General features: G+C 43.8%; 18 protein-coding genes. 7 read left to right on the top strand and 11 right to left on the bottom strand.

What is annotated here, in order from left to right:
- Positions 1 to 24 precede the first annotated feature (24 nt).
- Both ACXAD4_RS28490 and ACXAD4_RS28485 read right to left on the bottom strand, forming a co-directional pair.
- On the bottom strand, positions 25 to 795 hold the full coding sequence (locus ACXAD4_RS28490) for a slipin family protein (RefSeq protein WP_475245504.1): 771 nt from the start codon (positions 793 to 795) through the stop codon (positions 25 to 27).
- 42 nt (positions 796 to 837) lie between these two features.
- Positions 838 to 2,241, bottom strand: a complete 1,404-nt coding sequence (locus tag ACXAD4_RS28485; protein ID WP_475245503.1) for an NfeD family protein — start codon at positions 2,239 to 2,241, stop codon at positions 838 to 840.
- Positions 2,242 to 2,550: 309 nt separating this feature from the next.
- Here ACXAD4_RS28485 and ACXAD4_RS28480 point away from each other — a divergent pair, with 309 nt between their 5' ends.
- Positions 2,551 to 3,624, top strand: a complete 1,074-nt coding sequence (locus ACXAD4_RS28480) for a transporter substrate-binding domain-containing protein (RefSeq protein WP_475245502.1) — start codon at positions 2,551 to 2,553, stop codon at positions 3,622 to 3,624.
- Positions 3,625 to 3,696: 72 nt separating this feature from the next.
- Here the strand turns inward: ACXAD4_RS28480 and viaA are convergent, their stop codons facing one another.
- Both viaA and ACXAD4_RS28470 read right to left on the bottom strand, forming a co-directional pair.
- Positions 3,697 to 5,145, bottom strand: coding sequence for an ATPase RavA stimulator ViaA (gene viaA, locus ACXAD4_RS28475; protein ID WP_475245501.1), 1,449 nt, complete (start codon positions 5,143 to 5,145; stop codon positions 3,697 to 3,699).
- A 14-nt stretch (positions 5,146 to 5,159) separates the two neighbouring features.
- A complete protein-coding gene (locus ACXAD4_RS28470) occupies positions 5,160 to 6,815 on the bottom strand; it encodes an ATPase RavA domain-containing protein (RefSeq protein ID WP_475245500.1) in 1,656 nt (551 codons plus the stop codon).
- Positions 6,816 to 7,338: 523 nt separating this feature from the next.
- On the opposite strand from ACXAD4_RS28470, the gene ACXAD4_RS28465 reads away from it, so the two are divergent.
- Entirely contained in the window at positions 7,339 to 8,208 is an 870-nt protein-coding gene (locus ACXAD4_RS28465; RefSeq protein WP_475245499.1) for a GGDEF domain-containing protein, read from the top strand.
- A gap of 105 nt (positions 8,209 to 8,313) precedes the next feature.
- Complete coding sequence (locus ACXAD4_RS28460) at positions 8,314 to 9,132, top strand: phosphate ABC transporter substrate-binding protein (protein WP_475245498.1); 819 nt, start codon at positions 8,314 to 8,316, stop codon at positions 9,130 to 9,132.
- A gap of 66 nt (positions 9,133 to 9,198) precedes the next feature.
- On the opposite strand, the gene ACXAD4_RS28455 is transcribed toward ACXAD4_RS28460, so the two are convergent.
- On the bottom strand, positions 9,199 to 10,047 hold the full coding sequence (locus ACXAD4_RS28455) for a sulfurtransferase (protein ID WP_475245497.1): 849 nt from the start codon (positions 10,045 to 10,047) through the stop codon (positions 9,199 to 9,201).
- A gap of 215 nt (positions 10,048 to 10,262) precedes the next feature.
- On the opposite strand from ACXAD4_RS28455, the gene ACXAD4_RS28450 reads away from it, so the two are divergent.
- Positions 10,263 to 11,255: a lipid A deacylase LpxR family protein gene (locus ACXAD4_RS28450; RefSeq protein ID WP_475245496.1), complete on the top strand. Its 993-nt coding sequence runs from the start codon at positions 10,263 to 10,265 to the stop codon at positions 11,253 to 11,255.
- Positions 11,256 to 11,354: 99 nt separating this feature from the next.
- Here ACXAD4_RS28450 and ACXAD4_RS28445 read toward each other — a convergent pair whose 3' ends face one another.
- Complete coding sequence (locus ACXAD4_RS28445) at positions 11,355 to 12,179, bottom strand: DUF5718 family protein (RefSeq protein ID WP_475245495.1); 825 nt, start codon at positions 12,177 to 12,179, stop codon at positions 11,355 to 11,357.
- Between the two features lie 326 nt (positions 12,180 to 12,505).
- Here ACXAD4_RS28445 and ACXAD4_RS28440 point away from each other — a divergent pair, with 326 nt between their 5' ends.
- Positions 12,506 to 13,600: a S1 family peptidase gene (locus ACXAD4_RS28440; protein WP_475245494.1), complete on the top strand. Its 1,095-nt coding sequence runs from the start codon at positions 12,506 to 12,508 to the stop codon at positions 13,598 to 13,600.
- A 93-nt stretch (positions 13,601 to 13,693) separates the two neighbouring features.
- Here the strand turns inward: ACXAD4_RS28440 and ACXAD4_RS28435 are convergent, their stop codons facing one another.
- Together ACXAD4_RS28435 and ACXAD4_RS28430 are read right to left on the bottom strand one after the other, a co-directional pair.
- Positions 13,694 to 16,846 carry an efflux RND transporter permease subunit gene (locus ACXAD4_RS28435; RefSeq protein WP_475245492.1) on the bottom strand — a complete coding sequence of 1,051 codons (3,153 nt, stop codon included), beginning with the start codon at positions 16,844 to 16,846 and terminating at the stop codon, positions 13,694 to 13,696.
- A 2-nt stretch (positions 16,847 to 16,848) separates the two neighbouring features.
- A complete protein-coding gene (locus ACXAD4_RS28430; protein WP_475245491.1) occupies positions 16,849 to 17,970 on the bottom strand; it encodes an efflux RND transporter periplasmic adaptor subunit in 1,122 nt (373 codons plus the stop codon).
- Between the two features lie 335 nt (positions 17,971 to 18,305).
- Between ACXAD4_RS28430 and ACXAD4_RS28425 the strand changes: the two genes are divergently transcribed.
- Positions 18,306 to 19,259 (top strand): precorrin-2 dehydrogenase/sirohydrochlorin ferrochelatase family protein, encoded by a 954-nt coding sequence (locus ACXAD4_RS28425; protein WP_475245489.1) that lies wholly within the window; start codon positions 18,306 to 18,308, stop codon positions 19,257 to 19,259.
- 60 nt (positions 19,260 to 19,319) lie between these two features.
- Here ACXAD4_RS28425 and ACXAD4_RS28420 read toward each other — a convergent pair whose 3' ends face one another.
- Positions 19,320 to 19,799, bottom strand: a complete 480-nt coding sequence (locus tag ACXAD4_RS28420) for a DUF1097 domain-containing protein (protein ID WP_475245699.1) — start codon at positions 19,797 to 19,799, stop codon at positions 19,320 to 19,322.
- A gap of 408 nt (positions 19,800 to 20,207) precedes the next feature.
- Between ACXAD4_RS28420 and nagZ the strand changes: the two genes are divergently transcribed.
- Positions 20,208 to 21,212 (top strand): beta-N-acetylhexosaminidase, encoded by a 1,005-nt coding sequence (nagZ, locus tag ACXAD4_RS28415; RefSeq protein WP_475245488.1) that lies wholly within the window; start codon positions 20,208 to 20,210, stop codon positions 21,210 to 21,212.
- Positions 21,213 to 21,950: 738 nt separating this feature from the next.
- Here the strand turns inward: nagZ and ACXAD4_RS28410 are convergent.
- A complete protein-coding gene (locus ACXAD4_RS28410; RefSeq protein WP_475245487.1) occupies positions 21,951 to 22,865 on the bottom strand; it encodes a cation diffusion facilitator family transporter in 915 nt (304 codons plus the stop codon).
- 138 nt (positions 22,866 to 23,003) lie between these two features.
- A complete protein-coding gene (locus ACXAD4_RS28405; RefSeq protein WP_475245486.1) occupies positions 23,004 to 23,390 on the bottom strand; it encodes a DUF6568 family protein in 387 nt (128 codons plus the stop codon).
- Positions 23,391 to 23,501: the final 111 nt, after the last annotated feature.

The following is a 23,501-nucleotide window of genomic DNA, read 5'->3' as shown; positions in this document are numbered from 1 at the left end:
CACAAGACCAAAATACTACAGGAACTATTCGTCTTTAGACTTCACCGTTGCCATAACGTCAGTTAACTTCTCGACTAAATCAATTGGCATTGGGAAGACAATTGTCGTCGTCCTGTCGTTTGATATTTCAGTGAGTGTTTGCATATAGCGCAATTGCACAGCATTGGGCGACTGGTTAAGCACTTCAGCTGCTTCTCGCAATTTAGCTGATGCCTCAAGCTCACCAGTTGCGTGTATCACTTTGGCCCGGCGAGAACGTTCAGCCTCTGCTTGGCGGGCAAGTGCACGCACCATACTGTCATCCAGATCAACATGCTTGATCTCTACATTAGCCACTTTGATCCCCCAGTTGTCAGTATGCTGATCTAAGATCCCCTGCAGATCTCTGTTCAATTCCTCTCGGGCAGACAATAGTTCATCGAGTTCATGCTGGCCCAATACCGAACGCAACGTGGTTTGGGATAGTTGGCTGGTGGCTTCGAGGTAGTTCTCGACATTGTTAATGGCCATCTTCGGGTCAACTACTCGAAAGTAGACCACAGCGTTGACTTTCACCGATACGTTATCTCGGGTGATCAAATCTTGCGTAGGTACATCCAATACAATGGTTCGCAGGTCAACACGCACCATTTGCTGGATAATTGGGATGATAATGATCAGACCTGGCCCCTTTACTTGGTAGAAACGGCCTAGTAAGAAGACAACCGCACGCTCGTACTCTCGTAGCACCTTGAACATGCTCACAATAAGTACAAACACCAGTACAATTATTGTTGCTAATGAATATGTGATCATATGATTGATCCTTATAAAAAGGTTATTCCATGCACATTAGATTTATTTCGTTCGTTGGTTTACTTCCAAACAGAGACCGTTAATCTCAACAACAGTTACCCGGTCACCCTTACTCAGAGCAACATCACAATTAGCCTGCCAAATCTCCCCTTCCACCAGCACCCGACCACTGCCAGGGAAACCACTCACTACAACCGCTTCTTGTCCTAAAAGGGCTTCCATACCTGTGGTAACAGGTTTACGCCTTGCTTTAAGTAACAAACTCAGGATGACAAAGGTAAATACGCCTGAAACGACGGTCAGACCGACAATTAGAGGAATTGCTATTTGGTATCCTGGTGTTTCGGTATCCATCAGCATCACCGACCCCAGTGCAAAAGCGACGATCCCGCCCAGCCCTAGGATCCCGAAGCTAGGACTGAATGCCTCAGCAACCATAAGCGCGATTCCGAGCAGCAGTAACCCTAACCCTGCGTAACTCACGGGAAGCATCTGCAGGGAGTACATGGCTAACAATAGGCAAATGCCGCCCAACACGCCCGGTAAACCAACACCAGGGTTGTAGAACTCCAACAGCAGGCCATAGATACCAATCAGCATTAAGATGTATGCAACATTGGGATTGGTTATCACTGACAATAATTTAAATCGCCAATCCTGCTCTCTCTCAATATAGGCAACATCTGAAAGTTCAATTTTCGCTTCCAGCCCGTTGATAATGACAGTACGGCCATTAGACTGGCTGATAAGGCCGTCTAAGTCAGAAGCAAGAAAGTCTATGACATTGAGTTCCAGAGCTTTCTCAGCATCAATACTTGCCGCCTCGGTCACCGCTGTTTCTGCCCACTCTTCATTTCGACCATGAAGTTTAGCCAGACCACGTATATAAGCCCTGGCATCATTGATGACTTTTTTCTCCATCGCCGTTTTCGCTGTCACCTTTTCACCATCAGAGCCATCATCGGCAGCATCATCATCGCTTTCATCACTGGAGTCTTTGGGCTCTTGATCTTTTCTAGGCGCAAACGGGTTGTTGCCACCAGAATCATCATCCTTTCCCCCTGGAGCGGTTATAGATACAGGGGTTGCTGCACCTAAATTAGTCCCTGGTGCCATAGCTGCAACATGGCTTGCAAGAAGTATATAGGTCCCCGCGCTGGCGGCTCTTGCCCCAGCAGGGCCTACCCAAGTGGCGACAGGCAATGGTGATGTCGTTATTGCTCGAATAATATCTCGCATCGAGGTATCCAAACCTCCGGGAGTATCGACTTTCAGTACGATAAAACTTGCTTGTTCCTTGTGCGCTTGTTCGATTTCACGTGATACATAATCACTGGTTGCTGGCCCTATCCCTCCGGATATTTCAATCACCCAAACATTTTGTGCCAGTAAAGGCTGACTGAAAAACCAGATGCTGAGTGCAGCTAAAACAGCCAACACTTTCATACACCCTCCTCGCCATGACTGACCAAACGTTAAGATTCCTCTTGTTCCAGCCAACCATTGCTGTCCATCAAGGTATTAACCAATTTGTTAATAAGCATAGCTCATTGACTTCATTGACTAACCAACTTTGCTGCAGTGGCGAATAAAATGGAAAGCAATATTGACAGCAGACAGAGTCTCTAGGAGCAGTTTGCTAGTTGTCTCGGATGACAGGCTTGTGAAAATTTCATGATGTTTATAATTAACTAAAGAACAATAACAACGCCCTCTACCAAGTGAGATCACCCTATGCGAACAGTGCATCACTCTATGTTATGTGTATGGCTATTTTTCAGTTCTCTCATATCATTTTCACTCCCCTCTATTGCAGCCAGCAATTCCACGGTTAACGTGGGCACATATCACTGTCCCCCCTTTGTTATCGAGAGTGAATCCCAACCTCCTGAAGGGTTGAGTATTTATCTTTGGCAGCAGATTGCCCTCGAGCTCGGCGTTGACTACAACTACAGCCACCATGAGCTTGGTGAACTACTAGAGCAAGTCAGTGACAATATACTTAACATAGGCGTGTCTTGTATATCCATTACCCCTGAACGCGAAGAAGTGCTCGATTTCTCCCACTCTTTCTACGAGACCCATCTCGCCATCGCGGTCAAACAGCAGGGTTACCTGTCTTCAATTAAAAATATTTTCACCAATACCAAGCTATGGTTTGTGCTAGCGATTGCGTTCGTTGCTGCAGGCTTTGTCGGCGGTATTTATTACCTACTGGAACACAGAGTGAATGACAAACTGTATTCTATGCGTTCGAAATTCGCCCAAATGGTTGAAGGATTCATTCTGGGGCTTCTTTTTATAACAAAAGGCCCTTTTAACTATTACGAGTTTAAAACCCTAACAGGCAGAGTCTTAACTGTTCTGTTAGCGGTCTTCACAACGTTTTTCATTGCTAGTATCACTGCCATTCTTGCCAGTACATTTACCCTCGGTTTAATAAGTAGCGATATCAAAGGCCCTAATGATCTGGCTAACCTATCGGTGGGCGCTAAAGCTAAGTCTACTTCCTCTCTGTTTTTAACTAGCCATAGCATTGTTCATCGTAGTTATGAGTCAACCAATGACTTATTAGAAGCGCTTAATAATGGTGATGTAGAAGCGATCGTTGCCGATGATGCTGTTTTAAAATACCTCATCAAAAAAGCGAAAGAAGATGGAAGATATAAAAGCTTATCGGTATTACCGTATCAATTTGAAAAACAAAATTACGGTCTGGTCATCGAGAATAACAGTCCTCACAGGGAAAAATTAAACCGCGCATTACTAAAGATCCGTAATAGCCCAGAATGGCGCCAGACCCTCAACAAATACTTTGCCGACAAATAAAAAAAGGGCGCTCATTTGAGCGCCAAAAGCCAAGACAACTAAGAGAGTGTAGTTAATTCTGCCAAATGTGGTTTATTTCCACTTAAAAAGGCGCCCAAATTTTGATGGATGATAAGACCAGCAATGATCAAAAATCGTCATCAATTCCGGGTTACCGTATTTCGACAAATTAACTGCGTGAAAACGGTTTTTACTTTCTTTAAGTTTTGCAATGCGCTTCATCATTTCATCAGGCTGAGAAGGCGCAATAAAATCTGACAGAACGATCAAGTCAGCATTTTTATATTTCTCGCTCAACATCAGCTCTATGGACTGATCAAGCACCGGCCCAAGATCTGTACCACCATGGAATGAATAAGAAAGGAAGTTTAATACCTCACTCAAACCATCTTGCTTGGTCAGCTCATAAGTGATTTGCTGAGTCGAGAACATAATGACATAGCAATCTCTGTCTTCAGCAAGGGCTATTTGCATCAAACCATAAGCTAACGCCTTTGCACATTGCTCAGGAAAACCATTCATCGAACCAGAAGCATCGATACAAACAATGAATGGCCCTTTTTCCTGCTCAACCTGCTTGGTTTGTCGCTTGTAGGCTTTTACTCGGCGCAGCTTACGCTGTGCACCCTGTACCTTGTAATTAAGCAAACGCTTATCGACAAGGTGTTTATAAAAAACAACTTCTAATTCTGGGTAAGCCAAAAACATCGCTTCGTTAGGCAACAGTTTCGATAAATCATCACTTTCATGAATACCCACAATATCGTCGGTGACGTTATCGCTTTGCTCTTCGACCATTTTCAAATCTTCAGAGCGTACCCGCTCCTTGTTCGGGTCATCGACTTCATTTGCCATCCGCCCAAGCTTTTCCGCAATTTCTTTCAGGCCACTATTTTTCTTCAAGAAATGCGCCATGCTTTTTAGCGTGCTGACATCGGTTTTTGTCAGCTTAGCCTTGGCCATATCCCACAAGCGCCCTGCTTTGGTTGGATCGCCAGCCTCAGTGACTTCCTCCATGTGTTGCATGGTTTCAATACGCTGATATAAATCAGCAAGTAACTGTTCTTTATGTTGCTCAAGCTCAATTTGCTGAGCTTCAGTCAGTGCCAACGTCAGATACTTATGCCACTGACTACAAAAATAGCTTTGGAACATCGGATTGTGCTTCTGATGCTCCCGCTCCAGTAACGTTTTGGCTTTGAAGTAGAACGCCGAATGGCCTTCTAGTTGTTTTACCACCTCATCAATGTGATTCAAAAAGTGGTCTGATTCCCACTGACAAGCCTGTTGATAAAGTTCTATTTCCTGATGAAAGCGTTCCTCAACACTCACATTGGTCATTCGTTTTTGAACTTGCCCTCGCCATTTCATGATCTGCTTTTTCATCGCAGACTTAATACCAGGGTTCGATTCTGCCGCAACAATGATCTGTTGCTGTAACATCAATTCTTGTACTGCATTGTCGATGATGCCGGACTCAGATAGCATCAACGCCAAATTTATACCTTCAGAAACCGGCATAAACTACTCTCCCGCTAAGCAAAATACTCAGTCAGATGACTGATACGGAATACATTTTTATCAACCGTTATTTTCAGGTCATGCACTGAATCCGTTGCTTGCGATAAACTCTGCTCAATCCGCTCGGGTAATTGAGGGTCGATAAAGTTATGTGGTAGTGCGCCATGGAAGCTACTGCGGGACACTTTCAGATTATGCTCAGCATCCATCACTTTGACTGATGCTTTTTCCGCCATTGCTACCCAATGGGCCTGTTGCTCCTGAGTAATGCCATTCTCACCTGCAATACCAACCAGTACAGCGCGGTTAGCAATATCTTTGATCACCAAACGCTGCTGGGCATCCACTTCAAACTGAAGGCGGCATAGATGGGCATTTTTATTTACAAATCCATAGATATCACATTGACCAGTTTTGATCTTTTTCTCGAAGTCATCACCGTCAACATATACCCAGCGGCTATCACCATTTTCCTGTTCAGATACCGATGGGTTTTGTTGCAACATAACAAGCTTGATCATGCGTGAATTGTGATTGACGGTATAACGCTTCGCACCGCTCAAATCACATTTAAACCACTCCTTACGCATCATGGTTTCACGACTTAAGTTGACCGCCAATTCACTCGCAACTTCTGAATTTACATCATCAATAATGGTTTGCGCATCAGTCGCACTGATCTGGGCCGACTCCTGATTGAATGCTTTTTCTATTGCAAAATCACTGACGATATCTCGGATCACATTACGAGACTCTGGGCTATGCCACATACAATCTTGTAACAGCAACAAATCTAACGGGTTGATGGCATCACGGCCATTATAGAAAGCACTCGCCTTCAGCAGCCTAACTGATTTTTTCCAACGGCGGTCAGAGATATAGAGCTCACTTTCATGCTCGTCAATGTGTTCAACACCTTCAGCTCGCTGCTCAATCATGGTCTTCAGTTGATAAATTTTCTCGAAGATATCCTCAGACAGTTTGATATCTTCAATATGGGTCTGCCAATCGTCGTATTCTTCATCAGTGATCGCTAAGCCCGGTTCAAGCTCTTGGATACTTGGACCTTCGCCCATTAGCATGGCTTTAAAGTTTTGTTTTTCCTGAATACGGTTAACAAACACCCTTACCAACATCCGGTCGTACAATGCCTCTAAGCCGCTATCTTCTTCAGGCAGTTCGTTGGAGGCGGTAACTAGCAGTCGCATTGGCACAGGTAGTACGTCTTGACCGTTTTTGAAGGTACGCTCATTGACCACGGTAAGTAGCGTATTAAGAATTGCCGGGCCCGCTTTCCAGATTTCATCAAGGAAAACGACTTGCGCAGTTGGTAGGTAGCCATCCACTAGGCGTACGTATTTTCCGTTATCTTTGAGTTCCTGAATAGAAAGTGGACCGAACACCTCTTCAGGTGTAGAAAAACGGGTCATTAAGTAATCAAAAAACTGGCTGTTGTCGAACGCTTGAATCAAACGCTTTGCGATTAAACTTTTTGCAATACCAGGAGGACCAAGTAGAAACACGCTCTCACCAGCAAGCGCAGCAAGAAGACATAATTTAATTGTTTCTTCTCGCTCATAGACGCCATTAGATAACGCTTTAATTAATTTCTGAATCCTTTCAGAAACTAGCGCTTTATTTGGCTGCGCTCTTTTCGCCATTGTCAGCATATTTCCGACCTCTTAAGTTGTCATATCCCTGTACTTTCGTACTTATTATGAGGATAGACACAAACCACTAAATGTTACAATATTGTAAACTGAAATATTTTGTTACAGTCTTTATATATCAAAGAGTTCAACCCGCCACCAGAGGTCAATCTTTGTTTTCATAAATGGGACAGGCTTAACATAATGAGGTGTAGTTATGAGACAAAAACATGATAAAGCGCATAGAAATTCAAACAACGTGTATTTACACCACTTTTCCCCAAAATATTCGCAGATATTTTAATGCAAGGTGAGTATTTATTTCTTTCTAGCACTGGTTATACGCTTGGTATATTTAACAGCTTCGCTCACTGACTCACCCGGCCTACAAAGGGGTCAAAAACAACTCAAGCAATACTTCGATGTCATAGAAGAGCTGACCTGAATTAAATTTTCATTCTCAAAACAGAAAACCTTTTGTGGCTATGTGCTGACTTTGCAAAGATAAAACCTACTGCACGATATAGCTAATGAATTACCCATCATGAGCACGCTCTCTAAATTACCAACCCGTATGGCCATCATTGTATGTATCGGGATATTGTTATCCGCCCTTGTCCCTTCAAGCGGTAAACTTGATATCGTGGTTTCGATTCTAACTTTGGTTCTTATCATCATGTTACTCCGTGAAGATATGGAACCCGAGATGAGGGGGTGGATGAAGTTAGCCCTTGGTACGTATGCCATTGGGGTAACAGCCGATCTTCTTGATGAGATTCCCGAATTTAATGACCATTGGTTAATTGATACCAGTGACGATATATTCCTCCATATAGGCGTATTTTTAATCTGTTTTTGTTTTATCAAAATGCTAGATATTCACCGCACTTTGATTTCAAAACTTCATCATCAAGTTGAAGTCTCTCAAACATTAGAAAAAAACCTCAGTCGACTGGTATTAGAAGATGATCTTACTGGGCTTAATAATCGCCGTGCCCTATTTCGCCGTTTCGACGAAATGGCTATCAATGTACAACGAGGCATGCTCGCATATATTGACTTGGACAACTTCAAACAAGTCAACGACAACTTCAACCATCAATGTGGCGATGAGCTACTCATTCAAATAGCAAGTTATCTCAATGAAACTGCGCCTGAAGGCAGCCATATTTATCGTATCGGCGGTGATGAGTTTGTTGTGTTACTTCCTTCTGATAACCCCGAGCTATGTCAGTCTTGGATAAACAGCCTATATGATGCGTCAGCTTCAGCTCGACAACAATTTAGTATTGATATCAGTGTTGGCCTGTCCCCCTACTACCCGGGTAACCTCAGTGATCCAGACTCTATCCTAGCTAAAGCTGACCGAGCGATGTACCAAGAAAAACAAGGTAAACGAGCAACTTACGTCTAATTTTGTCGTTAAGCCACTCTATTAACATGCATAATTTTCACATTAGTGTCATAAAGCCGTAATAAGATGAGCGCCAACCTTTTCTGGTGTTATTTGGAGATTAAAATGCTTACCAGAACCACGCTTTGCGCCCTGCTTACCAGTTTGGCTTTTTCAGTACATGCCAATGAAACTGTTACGGTGACAGGCTCGACCTCAGCCAGCCACATCGTTGAAGTGCTTGCAGAAACATATAGTAATGAACAAAAAGATACCCATATCGAAGTTCAAGGTATTGGCTCATCGGCAGGCATCACGGCTGTAAAACAAAATGTCGCTGACTTGGGTATGAGTTCTCGATACTTGAAAACCGAGGAAATCAACCCTGATATTGTTACAGTGACGATCGCTCATGATGGTATTGCACTTGTCGTCCACAAAGATAACCCGGTAGCCAACTTGACCAAGGAGCAAGTTGAAAAAATCTACCACGGTGATATCACCAACTGGAAGGAAGTCGGTGGACCTGATTTAAAAATCGCAGTGGTAAGCCGTGAAAATGCATCCGGCTCACGTTTTTCCTTTGAAGATTTTATGGGGCTGACCCAGCAAATCGAAGGACAAACGGTATCTGATATTAACCCGCAAGTACTTGTTGTTAACACCAATGGCACGGTAAAAAGCCTGGTATCACGCAATAAGCACGCCCTTGGTTATGTATCACTGGGGTCAGTTGATTCCTCTATCAAAGCTCTCGATTTTGAAGGCGTTTCTCCAACGCTAGATAACCTAGAGTCTGGTAAATACCAAATTTCCCGACCTTTCTTGATGCTATATAAAGAAAGAAAAATCAAAGACAGTGCAAAGGCGTTTGTTGATTATGTCACCTCGGCATCCGGCCAGGATTTGATTGAGCAACGTGGCTACGTGTCTGTTCTGGATTAATCTTTAATCTCATCAAATTTTCTGACATCAGGCACAGTCCATAAAAACTGTGCCATTTTTCTTTTATTAAACCACTGGGTATTTATAGGTTGAACCCCACTCCGTCCATGAACCATCATATACGGTTAACTGCTTTCGCCCTGCTAGCTCAGCCGCTAAGGCAAGAATACAAGCCGTTACCCCGGAGCCGCAGCTAAAGATTAACTGCTGATCATTGTCACTCACGGCATCAAAACGCTGCTGTAATTGTTCGCTGGGCAAGAAGTGTCCATCTTGGAGCAGCTGTCCAAAAGGTAAGCTTTTGGCACTTGGCATATGTCCACTCCTTACCCCTTGTCTTGGCTCTGGTTGTGTACCATAAAAGCGCGCAGCCGCTCGTGCATCAAGAACTTGAATACTGGGCTTGTTGAGGCTTTGCACCAAAGTATCGCCGTCAATAACCCACTGTGCTTGGTATACAGATTTAAAATTTCCTTGCTCAAAAGGCTGTGGCGCATCGCTTTCTAACTCATGACCTGCAAGCTCCCACGCAGGCAAGCCTCCATCCAACACGGCGACTTGATCATGCCCCATCGCTCGAAACATCCACCACACTCTCGGGGCAGAAAAAACCCCTTGGCTATCGTAGACCACAACCTTGGTATCATTTGAGATCCCAAGAGCTTCTACCTCTCTGGAGAAGTGCTCAGCATCAGGTAGCATGTGAGGAAAAGAAGCATCGGGATGGGCAACTTTATTATCGAAATCAAAGTAACGCGCACCAGGAATACGTTTTTCCTGCCACTCCTTTTCTCCATTTCTCTCTGAGCCAGGTAAGAACCATGACGCATCAAGAACAACCAACTGCGGATTTGACAAGTGTTGATCTAACCATGAAACGGAGACAAGTGGCGATGTGATTGTGAGCACTGACATATTAATCCTTAACTAGTTTCTTATTCACAAAGATTTACGCTTAATATTTAAAATCGCTAGCGAAAAATCTCTTCCTTTCGATATCATGAGTAAATAATTGGATGAGCACATACATAAAGCGCCTATTGGCATGTAACGCTTTATACAAAACTAAAAAATGCGCTGTTCACATCCACTTTGTATAGTCTTCCTGCTGTTGTACCAAAGGATTATCAATGAAACAATTTTCACCTGTTTTTTTCGCTTGCCTTTCTGCCCTCGCTCCCAATGTATGGGCATATAACTCAGGCAGCTTTTCCTTTTCCATGGACAATGATGGGATAGTTGGTACCGACCAAAATTACACCAACGGTGTTTTCCTTGAATACAATTCTCCCTACACATCAGACCTAGCAGTAGCAGCCCCAACACCTATCCGTCAGTTAAGTCGCTACTTGCCATTTGAAGATGGTACTAAACAAGGCTGGAGCTTAACCCTCGGCCAGCAAATGTGGACACCGGAAGACATTGAGTCGGTTGAACCACCCGAAAATGAACGCCCTTACGCAGGCTTATTGTTTTTAGAAACCAGCGCATATCAATTCTCGCCAACTTTTGTCGACAAGTTTAGCTTAATGCTAGGCGTTGTTGGTCCTAACTCATTTGCCGAACAAGGTCAGAAATTCATTCATGACATAGTTGGGTCTGATGAGCCTATGGGCTGGGATTATCAGATTGAAAATTCGCTAGTCTTCAACCTCGGCTATCAAGGGCACCGACTACTTACGCGCAAACAGGCTTTTTGGCTAGATGATTACGATTTAAGTGGCGTGGGCCGAATAAACGTCGGTAACTACCAAAGTGAGTTGGCCGTTGGGGGTGTGGCTCGCTGGGGTAAAGATCTGGCGGGTAACTTTGGAACAACAGGCTTCTCTCCTGGCAATTTCGTTGATATTGGTGTGCTATCTTCCAGCTCATCCGGCTACTTCCTGTTCACCGGCATAGAAGGTCGCTACCGATTCAACGATATAACCATTGATGGGGATCGCCCTAGTGAAGTACCCAATACCAAAGTTGAACACTGGCAGGCAACAGCCGTCATCGGCGGGGTTTTCTATCAGACTAGATGGGGCCTTAGTCTAAGTTTTGCAACTAATACTGCCGAATTTAAAGAAGCTAAACATCGCTCAAATTCAAACGGCTCTTTAGAAGTATTCTGGCGACTCTAGTCACAGCAACCAACTACCCTATCACGTCACCCTGTAACCTATATAGTAAAAAAGCACTGTTTTTACAGTGCTTTTTCTTGTTAATAGATTCTTGATAATCTAAGCAACAGATTGAATCAGAGCAGAGATGCCCTGCTCTTTGAAAGTCTGGGTTTCCGCCATCGCCGTGATCTCTTCAGGGTTGTAGACCGTCCCGTCATAGACAACAACCATGCTGACATCACCCGGCTTCAAGAAAGTGGTCTCACCAAATTCGGTGTATCGTGTTGCACCAATGCTGATGACAGCTTGTGACGGGTAATCCGCTCCAGCAAGGTAGTCTGCAATGTTCTCCGTCGGACCAACATCTTGCTGATTATTCATGCGATCAACAATCCATTTCAGCAGCTTTTCGTGGAAATAGCTATAACCAACAACAGGGCTGTCTTCACCGTAACGCGAAATCGTTTCGCCACGCTTGTGAAAACTCGCGATACGGAAATTATCCAGTTTGCCACCTTCACTTAGGTTATCAACCGAAATCACTTGAGATGAAATCCCTTTGGTATTCGGTCCCCAATTTTTCTTCTCGCTGATCTTCTTCGCATTAGGTTTGCGGATTGAGCAGTCATTATAGGCAGCAAAAGCCTGTGGCTTGATCGCAACAACTTTGTTGTCTTGGTATTCGATATCACAAATCAGCGCGACTTCAGGTTCAATTTGCAGATTATCAGCATCATTAGGTGGAATAATGGCATCAGAAGATAACGGGTAAGTCGATAGGAACCCAGCTTTGTCTGATGGGACATAAAATGGAAATATAGCTTTTGGCTGAACCGCTTCTTTAACTTCAACCGCTAAAAAATCTTTGTCTTCACCAGCTTGCTCTAGGTGGCCAGCAAAATTTCCCGCCACCCCAAAGCCAATAACGTGCTTGTAAGTCATAAACTGCAACTCTTTGTTATTACTCAATATCAGACTGCAGTATAACGTGCTACACCATTGATCACGAACAGTAGATGACAAGGGTTTGCATTAGATCAATATTCTCCTCTAACTGCCCCAATCCATTGATTAAATATATAAAACCAAAAACCAATATCACACAAAGCGATTTTTTGTTTGGAATAACAAGGAAAAGTATTTAACATACCCCTCATAAAAACAATGTACATTAAATCACTGAAAGCATGTTGAGTAATGGTTCATCGCTACTCATCACTTGATAGTAACTCATTAACTAAGCTTAAAAAGAAAAATAAAAGGATCTTATGAAGAATCAATTCACCCCAGTTGCGCTAGCCTTAGCCGTTGCATTCACAGCACCAACTTTTGCCGAAGAACTACAGATCAGCACCAAAATACTTAATGGCGAGGAAGCCAGTAAGTTAGCTGATGACCTACTTTTGCCTTGGCAAGCCGCTTTTCTCACGGAACCACAACTCAATGATGGAACTTATATCACATCAGGCTGTGGTGCTGTTGTAATTAGCGAATTTTGGGCAGTAACCGCTGCGCACTGTATTATTCCTGAAATGAGTAACACCTTGATAGTAGGGTCTAATGTAATCAAAAACAAAGCTCACACAGCCGATGATATTGATGCAAAGTATAAATTTACGATCACAGAAAAGACCAAGCATTATGGCTACAACGGTGTTTTTGATTTAGACCACGATATCGCTTTGTTGAAAGTTGATAGATCAATGCTAGAAGTCGCTAAGCCTATCAAAATTGCCACTCAGGCAGAACAAGAGACTGCTAATAGCCAATTCGCTAACACTTGGAATGCTAGTGGATATTCGAAAGCAAATTTAATTGCTTCTGGCTGGGGTTATATGGAGCCTGATTTTGACCAACCGGATGAATTGATGGTAGTCAAACTAGGCGGTATACCGATGAGTCAATGTGATTATGGTCAATATCCTCTTAGCAGCCAATCTCATTTTGTATGTGCAGACAGCAACACACCAGATATTAAAAAAGATGTCTGTCGTGGTGACTCAGGTGGCCCGCTTGTTTGGCAAAACCCTACTAAAATCAATGATAGTGATTTTGGTTTACGTGTAATTGGTGTAACAAGCAATGGTCCATACTGCCATGAAAAAGAGGCTGGTAACTCTGATGCTCAACAAAACGGCCTATATACTGAGCTCGCCTCATATTATGATTGGATTGAATTGAGAACAGGCTTAGATCTCGGTTCACAAACCACCCCTACCTTCAGTGTTGATCCATTTGAGAAAGTGAGTGACCCACAGAGTAAAACTGGCTCTAACTCTGGCGGCTCAGGTGGTGGTAGCTTGCCTCTGTCAGGCTTGATTAGTTTGGCTGCCCTCGCCTTGCTGCGTCGTAAAGTAAAATAGATTTCTAGCAGTAACCGATTAAGACGGAATAAAAAAAGCTCCCTACCTAGGGAGCTTTTTATTTATGTAATTACTTAGGATTACACTTCCAAGTTACTCATCATCAAGTGGGATCAGTTTGGTTGAGCCACCATGGAATTTCTCACGGCGACGCTGTACCAGTGCGAAGAAGCCAGGGATCAGGAAGGTACCTGCCAGCAACACACATAGCAGACCACCGGTTAGGGAAATACCCAAAGAGTTCTGGCTGATGTGACCCGCACCATTGGCAAAGATCAGTGGCAGAATACCTAAGATAAACGACCAAGAGGTCATGTTAACCGCACGGAAACGCAGCTTACCACCACGTACCGCAGCTTGTTCGATATCCAGCTCTTTCTCTTCGCGCTCAATCTTAGCGAACTCAACAATCAGGATGGCGTTCTTAGCTGCAAGTGCAATCAAGAGAACCAAACCGATCTGAGCATACAAGTTCAACGGCGTTCCTGTCAGTGCCAGCGCCAAGAATGAACCCAAGGTCGCCACAGGTACCACCAAGATGATCGCTAAAGGAATACTCCAACTCTCGTACTGAGCCACCATGAACAGGTAAATAAACACAAGTGCTAGTGCGAAAGCATAGATTGCTTGGTTACCCGCTTTAACTTCCTGGTAAGCCATACCCGTCCATTCGTACTGGTAGCCCTGAGGAAGAATTTCTGCCGCAACACGTTCCATCGCTGCGATAGCATCACCACTCGAGTAACCCGGAGCTGGGCTGCCCTGGATAACCGCTGAACGGTACATGTTGTAACGCCATGCAACATCTGGTTCGAACACTTGCTCGACCGAAGTAATGGTACTTAGCGGGATCATCTCACCCGAAGATGAACGTACGTGGAAACGCTGAAGTGCATCTAGACCATCACGGTAATCACTGTCTGCCTGTACTGTTACACGGAAGTTCTTACCATATAAGGTAAAGTCATTCACATACATTGAGCCAAGGTTACCCTGTAGCGTCTGGAAGATTTCCGTTAGCGGAATACCCAGTTGCTTGGCTTTAACACGGTCAACATCAATATAGTAGTGAGGTACGTTTGCACGGAATGTACTGAAGGTAAATTGGATCTCAGGTTGCTGGTTGGCAGCCTGGATCATTTCACCCATAACATTGGCAAGATCTGTTCGGCTTCGGCCCAATGTATCTTCAAGCACAAACTCGAAACCATCAGCCGCACCCATACCCGGTACCGCCGGAGCACCCATCGCAAACACAATCGCTTCAGGAAGCTCCATAGCTGCTCGGCCATTCACACGGTTCGAGATTGCAAAAGATGAGTGATCCCCTTCCATTGCATTTCGTTCATCCCAATCTTTCAACTTAATGAACAGAGACGCACCGTTTGAAGCTGCAGCACCTGTCATGAATGCATAACCATTTGCAACAGTAATACCTTCAATACCTGGTTCGTCAGCTAGGATTTCCTGAAGTTTTTCGGTGGTTTCTTCGGTACGAGACAGAGAAGCCGAGTCAGGTAACTGAACATTTACCAGCAAGATACCCTTATCTTCCGTCGGTACAAACGCCGTAGACGTTGTTTTCGACAGGAAGGTTACCGCGCCAACTGCAAGTACGAAGAAAGTCACTAGCAGTGCAACTTTTCGAACCATGAAGCCAGCTATGGCACCGTACTTCAAAGTTACCTTTTCAAGGCCACGGTTGAAGACTTCGAACCAACGTGCTGTGTTACCGCCACCTTGCTTAAGAACCAGAGAACAAAGTGCTGGTGAAAGCGTCAATGCGTTGATAGATGAAATGATTACCGAAATACAGATCGTTAGTGCGAACTGACGATACATAATACCGGTTATACCTGGCAGCATGGCAACTGGAACAAATACCGCAAGAAGTACCAGTGTTGAGGTCACAATCGGACCAGTTACTTCCTTCATCGCAATCAGCGTCGCTTTTGCCGGAGTCAGGCTTGGATCGCGCTTCATGTTGGTATCGACCTGCTCGATAACCAGAATCGCATCATCCACCACGATACCGATGGCCAGTATCAAACCAAACAAGGTCACGGTGTTGATCGTAAAGCCTGCCGCCAGCATGATAGCGAATGTACCGATAAGCGATACAGGGATCGCAACAACCGGGATCAAAGTAGAACGTACGCTACCCAGGAACATGTAAGTTACGGCAATTACCAGCAAGATAGCCTGAATCAAAGTAACCACAACACCTTTGATAGATTCAGCAACGAAAAGGGTTGTATCGTAACTGGTCTCGTATTCCATGCCTTCAGGGAAGTCGACACTCAAGCGCTCAAGCAAGTCCATTACCGCTTGACCACTTTCCAGTGCATTGGCATCGGACTGAAGGTTTAGCGCAACGATAGAAGCATCTTGACCACGGAACATACCGTTACCGCTGTAGAACTTCTTACCCAGTTCTACACGTGCCACATCTTTCAGGTAGACCATAGAGCCATCGTTGTTGGCACGAAGAACCACGTTCTCGAACTCTTCAACAGTCTGTAGTCGACCTTTGGTTACCAGGTTGAACTGCACTTCCTGAGGATTGTTGTATGGTGCAGCACCTACTTGACCTGCAGCTACCTGAACGTTCTGCTCAGAAAGCGCTGCATTGACATCAGAGGTTGTCAGGTTCAGGTTGGCCATTTTCTCAGGGTTAAGCCAAACACGCATTGCGTATTCACCACCACCGATTACATTAACCTCACTAATACCTGTAACACGTGCCAACTGATCTTTTACATTAAGGTTAATGTAGTTGATCAGGAACTGGTCATCATACTTACCGTCAGGTGAATAGAAGTTAAGTACCATCAGCAAGTCAGGCGAACGTTTCTTAACCGTCACACCTACCATACGTACTTCCGCAGGTAGCTTTGACTCGATCTGAGAAACTCGGTTCTGAACGTTAACCTGTGCCATATCAGGGTCGGTACCGATATCAAAGGTCACGTTCAAATTGTATGAACCATCGTTGGCACTCTTAGAAGACATGTAGATCATGTTTTCTACACCATTGACCGATGCTTCAATCGGGTCGGCTATCGCCTCTTCAACGGTTTCGGCACTTGCACCAGAATAGAAAGCGGTTACACCCACCGACGGTGGACTGATTTTTGGGTATTCAGCCACAGGCAGGTTAAGTACGGCTATCGCACCTGCCAGTGTCAGAATAATCGAAATGACCAGCGCAAACTTAGGGCGCTGGATAAAAAAGCGACTTAGCATGATTACTCTTGCGCCCCTGTTTCTTCAACTCGGACTGTCACACCGTTACGGACACGCTGAAGACCTTTGGTCATTACAACGTCATCATCGTTGATACCTTCAGCAATGATGATGCCGTGCTCAGTTTGTGGACCAAGGACGACATTACGACGCTCGGCAACATTGTCGTCAGCCAGAACCATGACAAAATCACCTTCTAGGTCACTTTGTACGGCACGGCGTGGGATCACAATGCGCTTAACAGGCTCTTTTTCACGAAGGAAAACTTGAACGTGTTGGCCAGGAAGCAGAGATTGCTCTGGGTTAGCAAAGCTAGCACGCATGGCGATGGTACCGGTCTGAAGATCAATACGGTTACCAATAAAGTCAACTTTACCTAGCTCGCTATATTCTTTGCCGTTAGTCAGCGTCAATACAACTTCGACATCGCCTTGGCCTTCTCCAGCACCGTCTAAGCTATCAATACCAAGGTTTAGGCGCTCACGCTCACTCACGTTAAAAGAAGCTTGCATTGGGTCTAGGCTAACCAGTGTGGTTAATACACCCGAGCTTGGCGAGACAAGATCACCAATACTGGCTTTGCTATCACTGATGCGGCCAGTAAATGGTGCAGTGATCTTAGTAAATGACAAATCAACTTCTGCAGCCTTCAACTGGGCATTAGCTGATTTAAGCTGTGCTTCAGCACTCAGCTTTTCAGCAGTTAGGCGGTCAAATTCAGATTGGCTAATACTGCCCTTAGGCAAAAGGTTTTGACCACGCTTCCAATCCAGGTTTGCGCGCTGTAATGTCGCCTCAGCTTGGGCGATTGCAGCAACAGCACTTGCTACACGCGCTTCATATGCAGCAGGCTCAATTTCAAATAAGACTTGTCCTTGCTGTACAACCTCACCTTCATTGAAAGAACGCGCTTTAAGGTAGCCTGAAACTTGAGCTGTGATGGCCACATCTTCAATTGCTTCAGTCCTACCAACAAATTGTTTTCCCTGTTGATAATCAATCACAGTAACAGGTTGTACTGCAACCAGCGGAACCATTCCCCCTGCTGGACCAGACGACTTATCGCCACAACCAACAAGCAGGCTTGTGCTTATCAGTGTCGCTATCATAAGTTTTTTATTCATATTGCCGACCATCTTAAATTTATGTAAAAACTACGCTTAAAGTTTGTTATATTCAATCACTCTAGCTATCGCTAAATGTCTAATCATTCTAGTGAAATCAGAGTAAGTTGAGGTTATTTAAGGTTTCAAAAAAAACTATCATTATAGTTCGCATAAACTAGCATTATGCCTTTAATCCAAGCTGAACAGTTATGTGTATTGAAACATTTTCACCAAGCAAGTGTTTCAAATTATTTCAAACCTTTTATTTTTGTGTTTTTATAGTAGCTAGAAAAAGATATCACTACAAGTCAGTGACTTAGAGACAGCACATATACCTAGAAAGAATATCTAATATGGACTATTTCCCGATTTTCCTCTCTGTAAAACAGAGAAAAGTAACAGTTATAGGCGGTGGAGAAGTTGCTTGTCGAAAAGTTGACTTACTTCGTAAAGCTGACGCATCCATTACTGTTGTATCTCCTAAATTGCACAACCATTTAGCCGTATTAGCAAACAACGGTCATATTCATTGGAAAAATAAGTCATACGAAAAAAGTGATCTTGTAGGGTCATATCAAGTCTGGGCAACTACGGACAACCCCTCCCTCAATCATCAAGTCCATGAAGATGCGACTGATCTCGGTATCTGGATAAATGTAGTCGATGACAAGGAATACTGTGACTTTATTACCCCTTCCATGATTGATAGAAGCCCGATTCAAGTCGCGGTATCAAGTGGTGGAGCTTCGCCTGTACTTGTTCGTTACCTTCGGGAAAAACTGGAGACACAACTACCGCATAACTTATCGCTACTCGCCAGTTATGCCGGTGAGCAACGGGAACGAATTAAAAAGACGTTTTCTACTGTTGATGAAAGACGCAAGTTCTGGGAGCTATTTTTCCGCCATGCGGATGTTGAGCATGCCAGAACGAAGGATGAACTCGAACAAGTTTTTGTGGAACTCCTTCAGCACAATCAAAAGCCGCAGGCTGCGTTGTATTTGATAGAAACAGGTACAGATACGGAAATGCTGACATTGAAAGCATTACGACTGATGCAGCAAGCTGAATTTGTTCTTTACCCTGGTGAAGCAGATAGCTTGGAAGGCGCTGATGATGCTTTTGTCGATTTATGCCGTCGGGATGCCGATCGTGAGCCATATAATGATGAAACACTAAAAGCTCAGGTAAAACATCAGCTAGATGAAGGCCTAAGGGTATGTGTTCTCGCTTCAAAATCACAAGCCAAAACCAGCCTGAAGCCGCTTATTGAAGAATTCAACGGCCTTTACATCCCCTGCCTATAACCAAATGTCCATAACCAAAAAAAGCCGCTAAAGCGGCTTTTTTTCAATTTAATTTGGGGTTTAATCTGCTGTCGCAAGGCTTCCCTCTGGCTTAGCCAATTTTTGCTGAAGCCACAAACCTGACGCCTTCATTGTATAACCAAATACAATACCCAGTACTAGCGATGGTACGACCAACTGCCAGTCACCTGCAGCGGCAAACGTTGCACATGAGCCAATAAATGTTCCTGGGATAAAACTCAACCACGCTTGCTTAGCTTGAACACACATAAAGAAAGCAACGACAGCGGTAATGACATACCCAATGATCTCTATACCTACTGAGGTTGAAAGGTGGATAATCACCATAGCCCAAAAAACACCACTCATTGTGGTCGCAAGGCTCAGTAATAGTCCCTTAATACCATCTTTCGGGGAAGCAAAATATGCCGTACAACCGAGGAAACCTGCCCAACTTAGTAAACCGAGAGATACGGCAACCCATCCCCATATCCCTGAGAGAATTCCAGTTGTAATAGCAATAGCGACCAGGGTAGACATCATTCATTTCCTTTATTGGACTGTTAAGGAAACAGTTTAAGGAACAAACGGCGGCATTAAAGTGCTACCGATCACATTTTTAATGCAACAATAACCAGTTACATCATAGATAAATAAAAGCCTGTAATATTTTCTTTTTATTTCAGATAATTATAATTGAAATAGTAAAAACACCTCCTCTCATGCAATCCATTACAAAACTCAATGTTTCCACTGAGAAACAAAAATAAGTCTCCAAATCGCACACTATTTGTGAGAAAAATACAGTTTCGTTTTCGCCAATAGGTGCCGCTTTGCTAATAGTGAGTCAAATCTCTCTATAATTAAGCGTGTTTAGTATGGTATTCCCTGAATATAGGGCATAATTATCTGGTTGTAATTATTAGATAAATTCCGTAAGGAGAATTCATGGGCCCTCTGATGCTTGATGTAGCTGGCTATGAGCTAGATGCAGAAGATCGCGAGATCATCCAACACCCTACCGTTGGTGGGATTATTTTTTTCGCACGTAACTACCATGATCGTGAACAACTTCGCGCCTTGACCAAAGATATCCGCAATACGGCTAAGCGCCCTCTCCTTATTGCTGTCGATCAGGAAGGTGGCCGTGTCCAGCGCTTCCGTGAAGAATTTACATTACTTCCACCAGCCAAAGCTTTTGCCCAAAGTGATGAAGGGAAATCTTTAGCTTATGATGGCGGATGGTTGATGGCCGCAGAACTGCTTGCTATGGATATTGATCTTAGTCTTGCCCCAGTGTTAGACCTCGGCTTTGACTGTAAGGCGATTGGCGACAGAGCATTCTCAGATGATCCACAGCAAGTGATCAAGTACGCCTCCGAATTTATCAAAGGCATGAAGTTAGCCGGTATGGCAGCAACAGGTAAACACTTCCCTGGCCATGGCGGTGTCATAGCTGATTCTCATCACGAGACGCCAGTCGACCCTCGCGATACTATCAAGCAACACGATATGATCGTTTTCCAGTCTCTGATCGAAGCAAAACTTCTCGATGCCATGATGCCAGCGCACGTTATCTTTGATCATTACGATGATTCACCAGCAAGTGGCTCCAATTACTGGTTGAAACAAGTCCTAAGAGAAGACATGGGGTTCAAAGGCGTTGTCTTCTCTGACGATCTAAATATGAAAGGTGCAGATGCTCTAGGTAGCTACCGCGAGCGAGCTATCGCTGCCCAACAAGCAGGCTGTGATATGGTCATGCTCTGTAACAACCGTGAAGGAGCCATCGAGGCATTGGATGGTCTACCTCAAACACAGGTTCCTTTACTTGAATCGCTTTGCAAAAAGCCAACAGGGGAATATCGGGACTTGATTAAGACATCGAAGTGGCAGGAAACAGAGAAGCGTATCACTCGCTTGCGTAATGAATGGGTAGAGAAACAAGCTTAACCGCTTGTTTATTAGATACAAAAATCGCCCTATATATTCAAACCTCTCTAAGGTGCAGAATATTATATGGGCGATTTTGTATTTCTACGCTATTTCAAAAAATAGCTAGCCATACTGGTAACATCTGAAAACCAGCAGATTACTCTATAAAAAATAGGAATTACAAAGAGTCTCGAGAGTAATCAACTTCCTTGGTACATTTCTTCTTTTCTCTGCAAATAATGTAGAAACCACCAATGATGAAAGCAATAACCAGTAATGTTTCCATAATCACATAAACCTATGATTTATCAAAATGTGTGAATACGTTTAGCATCTAAATGCGGCCTGTAAGTCTAAAGATTACCACTAAATCTAGAAGCAATTTTTAGACTGGGGACAAGATACCCCACCAGAGCAAAAAATGCACTAAAAAGTTTGCATATTATTCGTGCTAGTTGCATGTAAACCAAGAAATAACTTCACAATACCAGCCAGACTAATTCTTTAATAACAGCAACTTAATAAAGTAATTTATTCAATCAATGTACACTACGCTTGCCAGGCTTCGCTTTATTGATTATTTAATGAATATTTTGCGTTGAAAAGCCCCAAATAACCAGAGTATTTTTGGCTATAAATTTTCTACCTTCAGATTAGATATAGTTATAAGTATGAGGATAATTGGAAATATTAATTTATGGAGTAAAAAAAGGGCAATTAATGCCCTTTTCTAGATAGATATTCTGAATCTGGCTATTAGAGCCACCTCGCCTGCCCAGTAAAGCTGACGGATAACCAAGTATCCCCTAGCTCATCGGACAAAGCCTCCCAAAGAATAAGCCGGATCTGATCCTGACGTTTCGTCGTCCAGTAAGTGTCATCCTTTACGAGGATATTGACTTCAAGATCGTACTGCCGCCCCGTCTTGGCAAAATGATGGGTATAGTCGTCAAAGTGATACTGTTTGGACAGTTTGGCAATGACACGATCAACATTCTCCTGCACATCATCCTGAGGAGCCACCAGCAATACCTCCCTGAGGTTACGTCGTAACACCTTGATAGGTAGAACAATCGCAGCGAGGGATAAAGCAGAGACCAATATTGGGTCGACATAACGGTTCCACTGGGAATACCCGTAATGATCCAAGATCATTACCGCAATGAAACCGACAAGAATTGACGCACTTAAAATGCCATCGATAAGCCACTCTTGCGAATCTACCTTTACCAACTCAGATTGTTCTGCTTTAGCAATATAAGTTTCAGTGAAATAGATAGAGAAACAACAGATTGTCGAGAGCACTGCATATAAAATTGCATGCTCCAGCACAACCTCATGGCCGCCGTTGACAATGGTTTGCACACCACTAAAAAAGGCTAATATACATGTGAGTAAGATGAGCAAGCCATTGACGACGTTGATTAACGGTTCAATGTGCGCATATCCGAACTGGAAGTATTGATCGTCTGGTTTGGATACAAGGTAAGCAGTGTACAAACTTAACCCTGTCATTCCCATACTGAGTAAGGAGAACATGCCGTCTAGCAAAATGGCGTTGGATCCGACATATAACCCATAGCCAATACCTAGCGAGGACAGAACAACAGTGCCTGCTAGGGATAATTTCAGCGCTAAACGCTCCTTACTAATTTTACGGCTAGTAGCCATAATTTCCTCCTTTTCATTTACCTGATAAGTTGAATTATTAAAGCGGCATTCAGATGAAAAACCACTTGTTTCATTTGCATAGATAGCTGATTATGCCGCTGCCTACACTATACCTTTAGCACAGTTACGCTTTTGTGATCAAATTGATAGTGAATCTGTTAACCACTTTAAAAGCTCATTTTTTCGTAAAGCAGTATTGAGCACTGCTTGCTGGCGCCCTTTCTTGAAGGCGATAGTAGTCGGGACACCACGTAGACGATATTTTGTCGATAACGCTCTGTTTTTATTTATGTTCACGAAGACAACACGGAGCTTACCTGATCTCTCTTTAGCAATTTTTGTCACTATAGGTTTGAACGCTTTACAAGGCGTACAGTTATCCCCCCAAAACACAGCAATCACCGGTACTGGTGAAAATATGATTTTGTCTAATGCCTTACTGTCAACTTCAACCGGTTGGCCGTCTAACACGGGTTTTGTACAGTGATCACATTTGACAGTATTTGATAGAGACTGAACCGCCATAGTTGTCACTTTTTTGCAGTGGGGACATTGAATAGAAAAGGAAGCCACTTCATTTTGCTCTAGGGTAGAAATGGCGGATATTAGCAGAGATTATTTGCGGTGACACTCAAA

The sequence above is a fragment of the Photobacterium sp. AWH4_225 genome, from assembly GCF_056158405.1.
This window is presented reverse-complemented; position numbering and strand designations above follow the sequence as displayed.